The organism is Rhizobium sp. GN54 (assembly GCF_021026345.1).
Classification (GTDB): domain Bacteria; phylum Pseudomonadota; class Alphaproteobacteria; order Rhizobiales; family Rhizobiaceae; genus Mycoplana.
In genome coordinates this window covers 30,730-45,615 of sequence record NZ_JAJNCZ010000013.1, presented here as the reverse complement: position 1 = coordinate 45,615, position 14,886 = coordinate 30,730, and the positions used below count along the sequence as shown (strand labels likewise).

At 64.9% G+C, this 14,886-nt stretch carries 16 protein-coding genes; 5 read left to right on the top strand and 11 right to left on the bottom strand.

Annotated features, from left to right (window positions below; translation table 11 throughout):
* Positions 1-43 precede the first annotated feature (43 nt).
* The 11 genes from LQK81_RS23615 to LQK81_RS23565 form a co-directional block, all read right to left on the bottom strand.
* Positions 44-955 (bottom strand): ABC transporter permease, encoded by a 912-nt coding sequence (locus tag LQK81_RS23615; RefSeq protein ID WP_230808866.1) that lies wholly within the window; start codon positions 953-955, stop codon positions 44-46.
* On the bottom strand, positions 952-2,052 hold the full coding sequence (locus LQK81_RS23610) for an ABC transporter permease (protein ID WP_230808865.1): 1,101 nt from the start codon (positions 2,050-2,052) through the stop codon (positions 952-954). The genes LQK81_RS23615 and LQK81_RS23610 overlap by 4 nt, the downstream gene beginning before the upstream one ends.
* Complete coding sequence (locus LQK81_RS23605; protein WP_230808864.1) at positions 2,049-3,572, bottom strand: ABC transporter ATP-binding protein; 1,524 nt, start codon at positions 3,570-3,572, stop codon at positions 2,049-2,051. Before LQK81_RS23605 ends, LQK81_RS23610 begins: the two co-directional genes overlap by 4 nt.
* A 3-nt stretch (positions 3,573-3,575) precedes the next feature.
* The gene (locus LQK81_RS23600) at positions 3,576-4,673 is read right to left on the bottom strand and encodes a BMP family ABC transporter substrate-binding protein (protein ID WP_230808863.1); all 1,098 of its coding nucleotides are present in this window, start codon (positions 4,671-4,673) and stop codon (positions 3,576-3,578) included.
* 24 nt (positions 4,674-4,697) lie between these two features.
* On the bottom strand, positions 4,698-6,077 hold the full coding sequence (locus LQK81_RS23595; protein ID WP_230808862.1) for an amidohydrolase: 1,380 nt from the start codon (positions 6,075-6,077) through the stop codon (positions 4,698-4,700).
* Complete coding sequence (locus tag LQK81_RS23590; RefSeq protein WP_230808861.1) at positions 6,077-6,736, bottom strand: glutathione S-transferase family protein; 660 nt, start codon at positions 6,734-6,736, stop codon at positions 6,077-6,079. The genes LQK81_RS23595 and LQK81_RS23590 overlap by 1 nt, the downstream gene beginning before the upstream one ends.
* The gene (locus tag LQK81_RS23585) at positions 6,733-7,575 is read right to left on the bottom strand and encodes an aromatic ring-hydroxylating oxygenase subunit alpha (RefSeq protein ID WP_230808860.1); all 843 of its coding nucleotides are present in this window, start codon (positions 7,573-7,575) and stop codon (positions 6,733-6,735) included. The genes LQK81_RS23590 and LQK81_RS23585 overlap by 4 nt, the downstream gene beginning before the upstream one ends.
* Positions 7,572-8,225, bottom strand: a complete 654-nt coding sequence (locus LQK81_RS23580; RefSeq protein WP_230808859.1) for a Rieske 2Fe-2S domain-containing protein — start codon at positions 8,223-8,225, stop codon at positions 7,572-7,574. Before LQK81_RS23580 ends, LQK81_RS23585 begins: the two co-directional genes overlap by 4 nt.
* 161 nt (positions 8,226-8,386) lie before the next feature.
* Positions 8,387-8,659, bottom strand: coding sequence for an acylphosphatase (locus LQK81_RS23575; RefSeq protein ID WP_230808858.1), 273 nt, complete (start codon positions 8,657-8,659; stop codon positions 8,387-8,389).
* A gap of 90 nt (positions 8,660-8,749) precedes the next feature.
* Positions 8,750-9,406, bottom strand: a complete 657-nt coding sequence (locus LQK81_RS23570; protein ID WP_230808857.1) for a 4-carboxy-4-hydroxy-2-oxoadipate aldolase/oxaloacetate decarboxylase — start codon at positions 9,404-9,406, stop codon at positions 8,750-8,752.
* Positions 9,407-9,410: 4 nt separating this feature from the next.
* Complete coding sequence (locus tag LQK81_RS23565; protein ID WP_230808856.1) at positions 9,411-10,097, bottom strand: fumarylacetoacetate hydrolase family protein; 687 nt, start codon at positions 10,095-10,097, stop codon at positions 9,411-9,413.
* Positions 10,098-10,388: 291 nt separating this feature from the next.
* Between LQK81_RS23565 and LQK81_RS23560 the strand changes: the two genes are divergently transcribed.
* The 5 genes from LQK81_RS23560 to LQK81_RS23540 are packed head-to-tail and all read left to right on the top strand — an operon-like array spanning position 10,389 to position 14,719.
* Positions 10,389-11,378 (top strand): ABC transporter substrate-binding protein, encoded by a 990-nt coding sequence (locus LQK81_RS23560; protein ID WP_230808855.1) that lies wholly within the window; start codon positions 10,389-10,391, stop codon positions 11,376-11,378.
* The gene (locus LQK81_RS23555) at positions 11,296-12,201 is read left to right on the top strand and encodes an ABC transporter ATP-binding protein (protein ID WP_230808854.1); all 906 of its coding nucleotides are present in this window, start codon (positions 11,296-11,298) and stop codon (positions 12,199-12,201) included. Before LQK81_RS23560 ends, LQK81_RS23555 begins: the two co-directional genes overlap by 83 nt.
* Positions 12,198-13,097, top strand: a complete 900-nt coding sequence (locus LQK81_RS23550; protein WP_230808853.1) for an ABC transporter permease — start codon at positions 12,198-12,200, stop codon at positions 13,095-13,097. Before LQK81_RS23555 ends, LQK81_RS23550 begins: the two co-directional genes overlap by 4 nt.
* A gap of 47 nt (positions 13,098-13,144) precedes the next feature.
* On the top strand, positions 13,145-13,867 hold the full coding sequence (locus LQK81_RS23545) for a GntR family transcriptional regulator (protein ID WP_230808852.1): 723 nt from the start codon (positions 13,145-13,147) through the stop codon (positions 13,865-13,867).
* 30 nt (positions 13,868-13,897) lie between these two features.
* Positions 13,898-14,719, top strand: coding sequence for a sulfite exporter TauE/SafE family protein (locus LQK81_RS23540; RefSeq protein WP_230808851.1), 822 nt, complete (start codon positions 13,898-13,900; stop codon positions 14,717-14,719).
* The last annotated feature ends 167 nt before the right edge of the window (positions 14,720-14,886 follow it).

The following is a 14,886-nucleotide window of genomic DNA, read 5'->3' as shown; positions in this document are numbered from 1 at the left end:
TTTCCCGAAAAGACAAACGATAACAAAGAAAGCGAGTGCCTGGCTATCGCTCGAACGGTTCGCCGAGGGAGGCGACGCCGTTCAGCTTCAGGAGCCGCCGGTCTGCCGAAATGATGCCGAGCACGACGATGGTGACGATATAGGGCAGGCTCGACAGAAGCTGCGACGGCACGTTGAGCGCGGTGGCCTGGGCTGCAAGTCCCATCAGCGACACCGCACCGAACAGGCAGGCCCCGAGGAAGATCCGCCCGGTCAGCCAGGTGCCGAAGACGACGAGCGCTATGGCGATCCAACCGCGGCCGGCGATCATGCCGTCGGCCCAGAGCGGCGTGTAGACCACCGAGGCATAGGCACCGGCGAAGCCCGCCATCGCCCCGCCGAAGGCGACGGCGGCGACGCGGACGGCGATGACCGGGTAGCCGATCGCGTGCGCGGCCTTCGGGTTCTCGCCAATGGCGCGGATGACGAGACCGACCTTGGTGAAGGCAAAGACCGCCCAGATGCCCAGCGTCGCGACGAGGGACAGCCAGACGGCGGCATCCTGGACGAAGAGGCCGCCCACGACCGGGATTTCCGAGAGCCCGGGAATGGCGAGCTTGGGCAGCCCCGTCACCGTGAGGCTTTCATAGGTCTTGCCGAACAGCGCCGACAGCCCCTGGCCGAGGATGCCGATGGCAAGGCCGGTCGCCACCTGGTTTGCCCGGAAGCCGAGCGCGATCACGGCGAAGACGAGGGAGAGGACCGCGCTGGCCAGGCCGGCGGCGATGAACCCGAGGACATGGCCGCCGCCGTGGTAGACGATGATGAAGGCGATGACCGCGCCGAGCGCCATCATTCCCTCGACGCCAAGATTGAGGACGCCCGCACGCTCGACCACCATTTCGCCGAGGGCGGCGAGAAGAAACGGAGTCGCCGCAGCGAGCATGCCAGCAAGAATGAAGTCGATTGCGTTCATGACGGGCTCCGGTGGGCGGCGCGGGGCCATTCGAGGCGGTATCGGACGAAGGCGACGGCGACGAGGTAGGCGAGCAGGAGGCTGCCCTGGAAGACCCGGACCGCCGCGATCGGCAGATTGGCCGACACCATGGCGTTGTCGCCGCCGATATAGAGCACCGCCATCACCATTGCGGAGACGATGATGCCGATCGGGTGCAGGCCGCCAAGATAAGCGACGATGATGGCCGCATAGCCGTAGCCCGTCGAAATCGACCGCTGCAACTGGCCGAGCGGCCCGGCGACCTCGGCGGCTCCGGCCAGTCCGGCGGCGAACCCGCCAATCAGCAGCGACAGCCAGATCGCCCGTCCCTCGCTGAAGCCCGCATAGCCGGCAGCGCGCGGCGCCAGCCCGCCGACCTGGAGCTTGTAGCCGGTGAAGCTCTTCTGCATGAACACCCAAGCCGCCAGCGACAGGACGACCGCCAGGATCAGCGAGACGTTGACCCGGGTGCCGGGAAACAGGATCGGCACCATCGCGTCGTACTGGAACATCACCGACTGGGGAAAATTGAAGCCGGCCGGATCCTTCCACGGCCCGAGCAGCAGGTAGTAGAGCAGTTGCGCGGCGACGAGGCTCAGCATCAGCGAGACGAGGATCTCGCTCGCATTGAGCCTGACGCGCCAGAAGGCGGTGATCGATGCCCACAGCGCTCCGCCGATCGCGCCGAGCAGCAGCATGAGCGGCCAGATCCACTGGCCCGTCGCCTGCGGGAACCAGACGGGAATGGAAGAGGCGAAGATCGCACCGAGGATGAACTGCCCCTCGGCGCCGATGTTGAAGACCTTCGCCCGAAAGCCGATCGCCAGCCCCTGCGCGATCAGCAGGAGAGGCCCCGCCTTCAGCAGCACCTCGGAAAAGGACGCCCAGGACAGGAAGGGCTCGAGCAGCATCGCATGCAGGACGGCGACCGGGTCGCGGCCCATCAGCACGTAGAGGCCGAGATTGACCACAGTGGCCACGGCAAGTGCTGCGGGCGGCGCAATGAGGGTCGCCAGAAGCGACGCGCGCTCCCGGCGAACAAGGGTAGGAAGGAAGGCGGTCGTCGGGGTGCTCATGCGGGAACCTTCGCTGCGGCGGCATGCGCCCCGATCATGTATCGTCCGATCTCTTCGGGTCGCGTATCGCGCGTGACGAGCGGAGCGCTGAGCGTGCCGTGATACAGCACCTGGATGAAGTCGCAGAGCTCGAAGAGTTCCTCGAGTTCCTCGGAGATGACGAGGATGGCCATTCCCTCGTTGCGCAGCTCCACGAGCCGCCTGCGGATGGCGGACGCCGCACCGATGTCGACGCCCCAGGTCGGCTGGGCGACGAACAGCAGCCGCGGCGCCAGCATGATCTCGCGGCCGACGATGAATTTCTGCAGGTTTCCCCCGGAAAGGGCGCCGGCCTCCGCATCCGGGCCGGGCGTGCGGACGTCGTACTGCCTGATGCACTCCTTCGTGAAGGCATCGGCCTTGGCCCGGTCGACGAGACCGTGACGCGTGAGCCCGAGCGGATGCGCCGTCAGCAGGCTGTTGAGGACCAGCGACATTTCGGGAACGGCCCCGCGCCCGAGCCGGTCCTCCGGCACGAAGGCGAATCCGAGCCTGCGGCGGGCTGCGGCGTCGAGCGCGCCCACATCCTGCCCCATCATGAAGATGCGATCGCTCGCCTCGCGCGGCAGCCGCGTCTCGCCCGAGATCAGCGCTGCCAGTTCGCCCTGGCCGTTGCCGGAAATCCCGGCAATGCCCAGGATCTCGCCGGCCCGCACCGTCAGGCTGATGTCGGAAAGCGGGACGGCGAAGGGATCGTCGGATCGGTAATTCAGCCCGACGATCTCGAGTTGCTTGTCGCCGCCCGGCCGCGGCAGCGCCGGCATCGGCTCCGGCATGTCGCGGCCGATCATCATGCGGGCGAGGTCATGGGCGTCGTGCTCCCGCGGGTCGACGTTTCCGGTGACGCGCCCCGCACGCAGGATGGTCGCCCTGTCGCAGATCGCCCGGATTTCTTCCAGTTTGTGGGAAATGAACAGGATCGAAACGCCCCCGTCGCGCAGCCGGCGCAAGGTCTCGAAGAGCTTGCCGACCGATTGCGGCGGCAGCACCGATGTCGGCTCGTCGAGGATCAGGAGCTTCGGATCGGTCATCAGGCAGCGGATGATCTCCACTCGCTGCCGCTCGCCGACCGACAGCGCATGCACGTCGGCGAGCGGATCGACCTCGAGGCCGAAGTCGCGACCGAGCGCCCGCACCCGGTCGATGAGGTCCGCCTTGCGGCCCGGGACGACCAGCTGGATGTTCTCCACGACCGTCAGGGTCTCGAACAGCGAGAAATGCTGGAAGACCATGCCGATCCCCTTGCGCCGCGCCTCCGCAGGGGAGGCGAGGCTGAGGATCTCGCCTTGCCAGGCGACGGTTCCGTCATCCGGCTGCTCGACGCCGTAGATCAGCTTCATCAGGGTCGACTTGCCCGCCCCGTTCTCACCGAGGATCGCATGGATCGACCGCGGCGCCACGTCGAGGTCGACGCCCTGGTTGGCCCGGATCTCCCCATAGCTCTTCGAGATGCCGCGCAGCGACAGAAGCGGAGCGGTCATGGATCACTTCGGCAGGGGAGAGGCGACGCCCTTGACGTGCCAGTCCATTGCCACGATCTCGGCGTCGGTGAGCGTGGCGCCGCCGGCAACCCCTTCGCTGCCGTCGGCCTTGGCGATAGGCCCGGTGAACGGCGAGAAGCTGCCGTCGGCGATATTCGCCTCCATCTCCTTGATCTTGGCCATTGTCTCGGCCGGGATGTCCGGGTTCCAGTCCACCACCTCGACAACCTTGTCGGCAACGCCGAGAAAGGCGTTGGCCCCCTTGAAGGTGCCGGCGAGATGGGCATCGACCGAGGCCTTGAAGAAGGGCGACCAGTCCGTGGCGACGCAGCCGAGATAGGTCTTCGGAGCGTATTTCTTCATCGACGAATTGAGGTTGAAGGCGTAGACGCCGGCTTCCTCGCAGGCCGCGATGACGGAAGGCGTATCCTGCGCGTTGGAGAAGATCACGTCGCACTTCTGTGCGATCAGCGCCTTGGCCGCTTCCTGCTCCTTGGCCGGATCGAACCAGGAATTCACCCAGACGACCGAGACCTCGATATCGGGATTGACGGCCTGGGCTCCGAGCGTGAACGCGTTGACGGATGTGATCAGTTCCGGAATGGCAAAGGCCGAGACCGAGCCGAGCTTGCCGGTCTTTGAGAGCGCCGCCGCGGCCATGCCGAGCAGGTAGGTGCCCTGGAAATACTTGGCGGCGAAGGGGGAGAAGTTCGGCGCCACCTGGAAACCGGAGGCATGCAGCACGGTGACGCTCGGGTCGCGCCTTGCGATCTGCAGCGCGCCGTTCTGGTAGCCGAAGGAGCCGGCGATCAGGAACTTGTTCCCGTCGGCAACCGTCTTGTTCATGATCCGGTCGGCATCCGGGCCTTCCTGGATGTTTTCCAGGACGGTGACCTTCACCTTGTCGCCATAGGCGGCCTTGACGGGCTCGAGGCCGGCCACAAGCGCATGGCCCCAGCCGACGTCGCCGACCGGCGAAGGGAGCACGAGGCTGATGCCGAGCGGTTCGTCGGCGGCGAGCGCAAGCCGGCTTCCAAGCGCACCGGCAAGCCCGGTGGCGGCAAGGCCCTTCATCAAGGTTCTGCGGGTCAGGTCGTTCATCATGTCAGTTCCCTTTTTCGGTTCTTAGAATTCGACGGTGGCGAGCGCGGCCTCGGCCTCGGCGAACAGCCGGGCTTCGTCGAGCCCGGCAAATTCGCCCTTCTGCCAGACGATGCGGCCGTTGATCATGGTCATGTCGGTCGGCATGCCGATCCCCACCTTGGCAATCAGGCTCAGCGGATCGTGCCGCGTGCCGACATAGTCCATGCGCCGCGTGTCGATCGCAAAGAGATCGGCGGCCATGCCGGGTGCCAGCCGGCCGATATCGCGACGGCCGAGAAGGGCGGCACCTCCCGTCGTCGCATAGCCGAGGAAATCGGCGGGCGAGGGGACGGGATGGGTGCGCGACGATGCGGCCAGGCACTGCAGCATGTAGGCGGAATGGATGCAGTGCATCAGGTTGGAGTTGTCGTTCGAGGCAGCACCGTCGCAGCCGAGGCCGACCCGCAGGCCGAAGGCCGACATGGCGGGAATGTCGGTGACCTCGGCGCCGACGAGATAGACCGGCTCCGGGCAGTGCGACACGCCGGTACCGCTTGCCGCCATCCTCCGCAGTTCGTCGTGCGTCAGTTCCCAGCAATGGGCGTAGAAGGCATCCGGGCCGACAAAACCAAGCTCTTCGAGATAGTCGACCGTGCGCATGCCGTGGCGGCTTTCGATCACCGGGCTTTCGCCCTCGCCGACATGGGTGTGCATCTGCACCCCGCGATCGCGCGCAAGCGCAACCGATTCGACGAAGGTCTCGCGGTAGCAGTTGACCGGCTGGCAGGGCGCGACCACGACCTGGCACATGCCGAAGCGGCCCGTGTCGTGGTAGGTGTCGATCAGGCGGGCGCAATCGGCGATGAATTCGTCCGTCGTCTCCAGCATCTCGTCCGGAATGGTCGAACCTTCCGCCTTCGGCAGCGTATTGCCGCCGCGGCCGGCATGGAAGCGCATGCCGAGCAGTTCCGCCGCCTCGAACTGGCGATCGACCAGCCGTTTGCCGGCATGGCGAGGGAAATTGTACTGGTGGTCGAAGGCCGTGGTGCAGCCGTGCTTGATCATCTCGGCCATGGCCGTGACGGAGGAATGATAGAAGCAGTCCTCCGTCAGCCGGGAGAAGACCGGATAGATCCGATCGAGCCATTCGATGACCGACAGCTTCGTCCAGTCGAGCTCGGCGCGGTTGCGCACGAAGCACTGGAAGAAGTGATGGTGGGTGTTGACGAGGCCCGGATAGACGAACCAGCCGGTGGCATCCTGCACGATCGTCCCGGCGGGCAGTTCGCCCCGGCCAAGCCCTTCGCCGATCGAAGCGACGGCGGGGCCCTCCGTCAGGAGATCGACATTGCGATGGACGGCCGGGCCGGTGCCGTCGTCGACGATGACCGCCGCGCAATTCTTCAGAAGGTAGCCGGCCATCATGCCTCGCCCGATTCGATGTGCGGTTCGGGCTTCAGTTCGTGCAGCCGATGGATGCCGGGCATCTCGATGAAAGCGTCGAGCGCGCGCAGCGCGCGCGACCAGCGGCGGATCGTAGGATAGGGATCGAGCGAGACGCCGCCGTCGGGGGCGAGCGCCACATAGGGAAAGCAGGCGATATCGGCGACCGTCGGCCGGTCTGCGACGAGAAAGCGCTGGCCGCGCAGGCTCTGCTCGAAAAGGCCGGCTTCCAGCTCGCGAAGGGCGGCGATCCCCTGCGCCTGCAGCGCGCCGATGTCGCCAGGGCGCAGCAGCATCTCATGCAGCCGCGCGCCGCCGAGACTTGCGGTCAGACGGCCGGAGAACGACAGCCATTGCTGCACGCGCGCCGCCTCTTCCGCCGCATCACCGCCGAGCCAGTCCGGCGCGGCCTTGGCGGCAAGATAGACGAGGATGGCGGAGGATTCGGTGAGGACGAGGTCGCCGTCCTCCAGGATCGGGATGGAGCCCGCCGGATTGAGCGCCATGAGTTCCGGGCCGCGATGCTCGAGGCCGGGGTGGAAGTCCACCGGCCGGATATCGAGCTTGACCCCGGCCAGCGCCGCCATCAGGCGGACCTTGTAGCAGCTCGGCGAGAGGATGTAGTCGTAGAGCTTCATTGCGCCACCAGCTGTGCACCATAGGTGTAGCCGCGGCGCTTCAGCCACCGCCTGTAGGCTACCGAGGTCAGGTCCGCCCGGGTCGGAATTTCCATGCCGGGATCGAGCGGCAGAAGCCGCGGGATCTGGTTTTCCAGGATCGACCGGTCCTGCAGGAAGATCGTCTGCTGGAAATGGATGAGGTCGGTCATCGAGCTTTCGTCGTCGAAGAGCGCCATCCACGGCCACACGTCGCAAAGGTCCTCGGCGAGCGGCTGGACGAACAGCGTGATCACGTCCCATTCGCCGGGCCGGGGCGGGCAGGTCTTGTAGAGCACCGAGCAGGTCGGCGCCGGCACGCGGTACATGTATTCCGTGGTGATGCCGCCGCTTGCCGACCTGGCGGCCTGCGGCTGATAGAATTTTACCTGCGTGGCCCAGACCTCGTCCGCATCCTCGCGAATCTCGACCTTGTAATTCTGCACCTCCGTATGCGGCTCCGAGCCGAGGATGTCGGTGTGCACGAAGGGAAAGTGGGCGATATCGAGGAAATTCTCCACCGCGCGCAGTGGCGAGCAGCGCACCCGGACCACGCCGACATCGACGAAGCGCCGGCCGGGCTGGTCGGCCTCGGGAATGGCGAAAAGTTCCTTCTGCGGCTGCCCGAGAGAGGCCCAGACATGGCCGTAGCGGACACGTACGGGGAGCACGCGCCCCTTGGACGTCACCCTGGCACTTCCGTCCGTATCGCTTGCGACTTCGATCGGCTCTCCCATCAGCGCCGTCTTGCGGCCGTTGCCGTCGAGCCGGCTGACGAGGCCGACCGGATACCACTCATCGATCATCGCGTCCTGCGTCATGGGGCGTCCCTCTCCATCTCGAGCGCCTCGGCCTTGCGCCGCAGCGCTTCGACCGCGCGCGACGCGGCGACACGTTCTGCAACGCTACCCTCGCCCTCCAGCAGGACATGGATCAACGTCTCGTCGCGTTCCTGGCAGGCAAGCAGGAGGTGGATCTTCTGCGAACCCTGCGTCGTCTCCAGCAGGCCGTCCGCATCGGCCTTGGCGCCGGCTGCGGCCTCGATCGCCGCAACGCCCGCGCGGGCCTGCAGCGAACGCAGGGGAACGAGCCCGGCAAGCTGCGGCGGCTGTGTCGCCGGTTCCCCAACCCCGACCCAGAGGACACCGCCGACCTCTTCCACCGGATGCGTCGCCACACGGATCGTCTCAGGCGGCGCCAGGCCGGGATGGGCCGGAATGCGCAGACAGTTCCCGGCCTGGCCGTAGCTCCAGCCGTGGTAGATGCACGAGAGCGTCTCGCCGCGCACGAAACCATGGGACAGGCGCATGCCGCGATGCGGACATCGGTCCGCCGAAGCCGAAGGGCGGCCCGAAGCGCTCCGCCAGAGCGCAATTGGCCCGGCTGGCGTCCGCGCTGGCACCACGGTTCCCGGGGGAAGATCGGCAGAAAGGACGACTGGCGTCCACGATCCCGTCGGGTCGGACAGCATGATTGAATTCCTGAACGATTTCAAACCTGTAACCTTGATCGACAAGACCGGCCGACAGCATTGTTCCCAAGGTGCGACAAGGTTTGCATAACTAGTCGACATTGGCAATATTGATTAAATTAAAGGCAGTCAAGAAAATCGCCCGAAAAGAAGCATCGATTTCACCCGCCGGTCCCGCCCGCGGCCGGCGTGCGGGTGATCGTCTCGACCCAGACGTCGATCGGACCGAGCGAGCAACCCATTTCCAGCATGTCGATCAATTCGACCGGTCCCGCCACGTCGAGCTCGATCCGGCCGGGACCGGCATGGCGGATCTCCTGGCGAAGCCCGAGCTTGGCGGCATGACGCCGGATCCAGGGAACGAAGGAGGCCGAATCAACCGCCCCACGGATCGTCATCCGCTCGTGAAGCTGGTCCTGTTTCTGTCCGGTCATGAATATCCCGCGCTCGCGCGCCCCAAGGCATGATGCCCTGTCACTGTGCGCAAGGACGACCTGCGACGCAAGCCAATCCTGCGCCCCCAGCTACACGTCGCCCGGCAACAGCTTGCGCAACCCCAGAAAGTCCAGGGTCAGCTCTCCGTTTGCAATCCGCTCGCGCATGTCAGCCTCGGCAGCCAACCGGTCTATGGAGGCGGCATGAATGGTCGCCAGTTGCCCTGCCGGCAGGATGACGACTCCGTCGGCGTCACCGATCACCACGTCGCCGGGGTGAATGGTGACGGTGCCGATCAGCACCGGCACGCCGACCGTGCCCGGAGCGCGCTTGATCGTGCCCTGGATCGAGCATCCGCGCGCAAATACCGGAAAGTTCATCGCAACAAGACTGTCGCTGTCGCGAACGGCGCCATCGATGACGAGGCCTGCAACGCCGCGCGCCTGTGCCGCCAGAGCGAGGATGTCGCCGAAGGGTCCGTGCGAAAGCGTGCCGCCGTGGCTGACCACCAGAACGTCGCCCGGCTGCGCCATGGCGATGGCACGATGCACGGCGAGATTGTCGCCGGCCGGTGAAAAGACCGGCAACGCCCGCCCGCGCAGCCTCATTCGACGATCCAGAGGTGCGATGGCGCCCGGCAGGGCGCCGATCCGGCCCGCCGCCTCGTGGAGCGTGGCCGTCCCGAATCCGGCCATTTCATCCAGGAGGCCTGGCGGGATTTGGGCGAGATCGGCAGCCCTGCCCATCGGTTCAGGCCGCAGCGCCGATGGTGATCTCGAGCGGCGCGAGCCCGGCGAACGTGGCAGCCAGCCTGTCGCCCTGCACCACCGGTCCCACACCGTGCGGTGTGCCGGTCAGGATGACGTCGCCCGGCTGGAGCTCGAAAAACTCCGAGAGGCGGGAAATGATCTCGGGAATTCGCCAGATGAGCAGCGAGATATCGGACTCCTGCGTCACCTTTCCGTTCACTTTCAGCTCGATCCGCCCCTTGTCGATCCTGCCGGTTTCGGAAACGGGCGTAATAGCCCCCACCGGGAAGGAATGGTCAAAAGACTTGGCGATTTCCCATGGCAGGCCACCGCCCTGAATATCACGACGCGTCATGTCGAGGCCGACGGCATAGCCCCAGATGTGCGATTCGGCTTCGGCTTCGGGAATGTTGCGTCCACCCTTGCCGATCGCCAGAACGAGTTCGACCTCATGATGGTAGTTCGATGTCTTCGTGGGGTAGGGGATCGTCGCACCGCTGTTGACGACGGCGTCCGTCGGCTTCTGGAAGAACAGAGGCGGGTCGCGATCGGCGTCTCCTCCCATCTCCTCGACATGGGCGACATAGTTGCGGCCGATGCAGTAGATGCGGCGAACCGGGAATGTCTTGTCGCTGCCGACGACCGGAATCGTGGCTGCTTTCGGTGCGTCGATGACGTGGCTGCTCATGCGGTTTGGTCTCCTCCTCGGTCGTTGTCGCGTCGGGTCTCGGCCCCGCGCTCCTCACGCAGGAAACCGGCCCGACCGCCGTCAGAAGCTAGCATGTATGATTTCACAATCAACATGAATCATACATTATTTCATGATTGACAGAGAATAAGGTATGCTTCAAGCTCCTCTCGTCAGCCGGAAGAGGAGCCGGCCTGACGCCGGGCGGGACGGCGAAAACACCGTATCGGTCCGGAGGTCATTGCGGGCGCGAAGCCCTTCAGGGAGGAAGATATGATTGGAATAATGCGCATGGGCGCAGCCCTTCTGCTTGCGATGAGCGCGTTGGCGCCCGCATCGGCGGAAGTCAAGGAACTGACCATCGTCGTGCCCAACCCGTCTGCCATCAACGTCTACCCGCTGCATGTCGCCGTGGGAGAGGGCTACTTCGCCGAGGAAGGCCTGAACGTAAAGGTCGAGGCGGTGAACGGCTCGGCTTCCGTGCTGCAACTGCTTGCTTCCGGCCAGGGGCATATCGGCCAGCCGGGCCCGGCACCGCTTCTGGCCGCGCGCGCCCGCGGCGAAGACGTCGTCTTCATCTATAACCATTTCAGCCGCTCCGTCTTCGGCCTCGTCGTGCCGGAAGAATCCCCCGCCAAAGTCCCTGCCGATCTCAAGGGCGCGACGATCGGCGTTGGAACGGCCGATGGCGCCGAAGTGGGCTTCACCCGCGGCATCATGAACGATCTGGGCTTGAAGGACGGTGCCGATTATCAATTTCTCGCCATCGGCGACGGCGGCACGGCGGTGGCAGCCTTCCTCAACAAGGAAGTCGGCGCCTATGCGGCAGCCGTTGCGGATGCAGCCATCATCTCGGCACGCGGCATTCCGCTGCGCGAAATCACGCCCGAGCCCTATCTCGACTATTTCGGCAACGGTTGGGCGGTGACCCGGGCGTTTCTCGACGCCAATCCCGGGACGATAGAAGGGTTCGGCCGCGCCCTGGTGAGGGGAACGAAATTCGGCCTCGACCCGGCCAACCGCGAGGCGACCCTGAAACACGTCGCTGCCGGCAACCCACAGGAGAGCGAAGACCCTGCCTTCGCCGATGCGCTGCTCACCGCCATCCAGGGCAGGACCCTGCCGGTCGATCCCAAGGATCCCTTCGGCTACATGCCGCCTGGCGCCTGGGTGAAATGGCAGGAGAGCCTCGTCGCGAGTGGCGGCCTCGACAAGCCGCTGGACAATCTCGAAGCGGCCTATACCAACCAGTTCATCGACGCCTGGCACGCGACCAAATAAGATGATGCAAAGTGCCACTCCCGTGGCGGAGCAAACGGTCGGGCACTCCCTTGCCCGACCGGTCTATCAGCTCCGCAATGTCTCGAAATCCTTCGGATTCGGCCGCATCCGCGCCCTCGACCCCGTCGACCTCGATCTGCGCGAAGGCTCCTTCTCGTCCGTGATCGGCCCGTCGGGCTGCGGCAAGTCCACGCTGCTGAAGATCATGGCCGGAGTGACCCCACCGTCCACGGGAAGCGTCATTCTCGATGGGAAGCCCGTCCTCGGTGCGCGACGCGAGATCGGAATGATGTACCAGCAGGCAACGCTGTTTCCGTGGTTGACCGCGCTGGACAACGTGCTGCTGCCGATCCGTATCCGTGACGGCAGGGCTGCCGCCGAGGCACGCCGCAAGGAAGCGCAGGAGCTCCTCGAACTGGTCGGCCTGAGGGGCTTCGACAAGGTCTATCCCCGCCAGCTCTCGGGCGGCATGGCACAGCGCACGTCGATCTGCCGGATGCTGATCACAGAGCCGCAGGTCCTGCTGCTCGACGAACCCTTTTCGGCTCTCGATGAACTTGCGCGCGATTTCATGAATATCGAGCTGCAGCGCATCTGCCTCTCGCGAAACGCCACCGCCTTCTTGATCACCCATTCGATTCCGGAGGCCGTGCTGCTTTCCGATGTGGTCTACATCATGTCGCCGCGCCCGGGGAAATTCCTCGAGGCGGTCCATGTCGATCTGCCACGGCCGCGGACGCTTGAAATGATGACGACGCCGGAGTTCGGCGAGTATGTCCGCTATATCCGAAGCCGACTGGATGAAGGGGCCGTGACCGCATGAAACCTTTCGATACAGAAACCGCCCCCCGCGTCCTCGGCCGCCCGGTCACCGTCGAGGCGGGTGTCTTTCCCGATACCGTCTGGAGCGAACAGGTCGCCTGGATCGATCGCATCCCCCGCGTCGTCGCCATGGCGGGGCTGCTGTTCACCGTCATTGCCGCCTGGTGGGCGGTCCATCATTTCGAGGTGGTCTCGCGCATCATCCTGCCATCTCCCGCAGAAGTGGGGCATGACATCGTCGTCGTCGGCAAGAACATCCTGACCGGCGGCTACATGCTGTCGGCACTGTGGACGACCACGAAGGAAGTGCTCTGGGGCTTCCTCTTCGCCATCGCCATCGGCTTTTCGCTGGGCGTTCTGGTCGGAGAAACCGCCTTTGGCGAGCGTGCTGTACTGCCCTATCTCGTCGCCATCGACACCATGCCGAAGGTTGCTTTCGCACCGCTCTTTCTGGCCTGGCTCGGTTTCGGCATAGCGTCGAAAGTTGCACTGGCTGCCTTCATCGCCACCTTTCCGATCGTTGTCGGGACGGCGGCGGGGCTGCACGCCGCGGACGAGAATGCGCGCATGCTTTTCCGGACACTCGGCGCAAGCCGCTGGCAGACACTGTTTCGCATGAAGATCCCGACCGGCCTGCCGCAGATTTTCACTGGCCTCAAGATTGGCGCGGTCGGCGTGATGGCGGGCGCCATCACGGCTGAATTCCTCGGCGGCGGCAAGGGCTTTGGAGAACTGATCCGCGTGGCTGCAAGCCAGCTCCAGACACCGCGCGTGTTCTCGCTGATCCTGTATCTCAGCGTCCTCGGCTTCCTGGTGTTCTGGACAGTGGTTGTCCTCGAGCGCAGGCTTGTCTTCTGGCATCGCGCGTCGGTCACGGGTATTGACGACCGGCGATGATGTACAGGTGCCATGTTCCGAAAGCATAGGATAGGAAGTCAAAGCCGATGACGACCCGCACGAGTGCCCCCCGCCGCGTAGTGCCGCGGCGGGTTGAGAAGGAGACCGCAGCCACGACGGTCTACCACGCCCTGAAGCGAGACATCGTGCGGGGCGTGCTCGAACCCGGCCACAAGCTCCTGATCGACCAGATTGCCGAACGCTATTCGGCGGGCACCAATCCGGTGCGCGAAGCACTCAATCGGCTCTCCTCCGAACGGCTGGTGGATCGCGAGGATCTGCGTGGCTTCTTCGTGCCGCCTATTTCGCTGGAGGATTTCCGCGACATCGTCCACACCCGCTGCTGGGTCGAGGGCAAGGCTTTGGAGGAATCGATCCGCAACCGGACGGAGGCCTGGGAGGACGCGGTGATCCTCGCCAATCACCGTCTCCGCAATACGCCGATACATTACTTCGAGCACACGGAACCGGGGATGCCGGCGCCGGACAACAGCATTTGGGAAGAACGCCATCGCATCTTTCATCGGGCCCTGATCGCCAACTGCGGCTCACGGCATCTTCTGCGTTTTGCCGAGGAACTCATGCTGCTCAGCGAACGGTACCGCTTCATCTCCATGGCGAACACCCATCCGCGCCGGCGCAGCATTGAAGAGCATCAGGCGATCGTGGATGCGGCACTGGCGGGCGAGACGGTGCGAGCCGTGGAGGCCCTTCAAGGGCAATACCTGCTGACCCTGAAGATTTACGAAGAGACGATGTCGGACGTCTGATCCCCCAATTCAAGCAGGAACCAATCCACCATGCCATTCGATCTGGAGACGCTTCTGGCCCTTGGCGGCCTGCTTCTTGTTGCGGGAGCCGCAGTCGGCTTCCTGGCCGGCCTTTTCGGGGTGGGTGGGGGCGCGGTCTCCGTTCCTGTGCTCTACGAGGCTTTCGGCCTTCTCGGCGTCGACGACGCGGTGCGAATGCCGCTTGCGGTCGGCACCTCGCTTGCACTGATCGTGCCGACGTCCCTGCAGTCGGCACGCGGCCACTACCTGCGCGGTGCGATCGACATCAAGACACTTCGGCAGTGGGCGCTGCCGATCCTGGTCGGGGTGTGCATCGGTTCGGTGGTCGCACGCTACTCCGATCCTTGGGTCTTCAAGCTCGTTTTCATCGGTGTCGCCGGGGTGGTCTCGGTGCGGATGTTGCGCGGTTCCGGCTGGAGCGTTGCAAGCACCTTGCCGGGCGCGGGCCTGATGCGCTTATTCGGCGTGATGATCGGCTTCCTCTCCTCCCTCATGGGAATCGGCGGCGGCGCGATCTCGAACCTGATCCTGTCGCTCTTCGGCACGCCGATCCATCGTGCGGTCGCCACGTCGGCAGGCGTGGGCGTGCTGATATCGATACCCGGAGCCATCGGATATGTCTTTGCCGGCTGGGGCAAGGCGGGGTTGCCGCCGGATGCACTCGGCTATGTCTCGCTTCTCGGCTTTCTACTCATGCTGCCGACGTCATTCCTCACCACGCGCTTCGGCGTTCGGGCGGCCCATGGGTTGGAGAAGCGACAACTCGAGCTGTTCTTCGGCCTCTTCCTGATGACCGTTTGCCTGCGCTTCCTCTACGACATCGTGTCATGATGTGTGTTGTGACGAGAATCGTCCGATAATCTGGACGAGCAGACCTGTCCTTTCCACGACAATACAACATGATTTTTGTTCGCCGCTGGGGCTCGCGGTCGAGATTGAGTTTGGATACGATAGTGCTGCGGCATTCGTGGCAGTGTTAAAATCTTGCGGGCTGTTCG

Coding starts and splice junctions, on each gene's coding strand:
- LQK81_RS23585 (WP_230808860.1), bottom strand. CDS start 7,575: ATGACGCAGGACGCGATGATCGATGAGTGGTATCCGGTCGGCCTCGTC.
- LQK81_RS23575 (WP_230808858.1), bottom strand. CDS start 8,659: ATGACCGGACAGAAACAGGACCAGCTTCACGAGCGGATGACGATCCGT.
- LQK81_RS23565 (WP_230808856.1), bottom strand. CDS start 10,097: ATGAGCAGCCACGTCATCGACGCACCGAAAGCAGCCACGATTCCGGTC.
- LQK81_RS23605 (WP_230808864.1), bottom strand. CDS start 3,572: ATGACCGCTCCGCTTCTGTCGCTGCGCGGCATCTCGAAGAGCTATGGG.
- LQK81_RS23615 (WP_230808866.1), bottom strand. CDS start 955: ATGAACGCAATCGACTTCATTCTTGCTGGCATGCTCGCTGCGGCGACT.
- LQK81_RS23600 (WP_230808863.1), bottom strand. CDS start 4,673: ATGAACGACCTGACCCGCAGAACCTTGATGAAGGGCCTTGCCGCCACC.
- LQK81_RS23570 (WP_230808857.1), bottom strand. CDS start 9,406: ATGGGCAGGGCTGCCGATCTCGCCCAAATCCCGCCAGGCCTCCTGGAT.
- LQK81_RS23550 (WP_230808853.1), top strand. CDS start 12,198: ATGAAACCTTTCGATACAGAAACCGCCCCCCGCGTCCTCGGCCGCCCG.
- LQK81_RS23540 (WP_230808851.1), top strand. CDS start 13,898: ATGCCATTCGATCTGGAGACGCTTCTGGCCCTTGGCGGCCTGCTTCTT.
- LQK81_RS23580 (WP_230808859.1), bottom strand. CDS start 8,225: ATGCTGTCCGACCCGACGGGATCGTGGACGCCAGTCGTCCTTTCTGCC.
- LQK81_RS23610 (WP_230808865.1), bottom strand. CDS start 2,052: ATGAGCACCCCGACGACCGCCTTCCTTCCTACCCTTGTTCGCCGGGAG.
- LQK81_RS23560 (WP_230808855.1), top strand. CDS start 10,389: ATGGGCGCAGCCCTTCTGCTTGCGATGAGCGCGTTGGCGCCCGCATCG.
- LQK81_RS23545 (WP_230808852.1), top strand. CDS start 13,145: ATGACGACCCGCACGAGTGCCCCCCGCCGCGTAGTGCCGCGGCGGGTT.
- LQK81_RS23595 (WP_230808862.1), bottom strand. CDS start 6,077: ATGGCCGGCTACCTTCTGAAGAATTGCGCGGCGGTCATCGTCGACGAC.
- LQK81_RS23590 (WP_230808861.1), bottom strand. CDS start 6,736: ATGAAGCTCTACGACTACATCCTCTCGCCGAGCTGCTACAAGGTCCGC.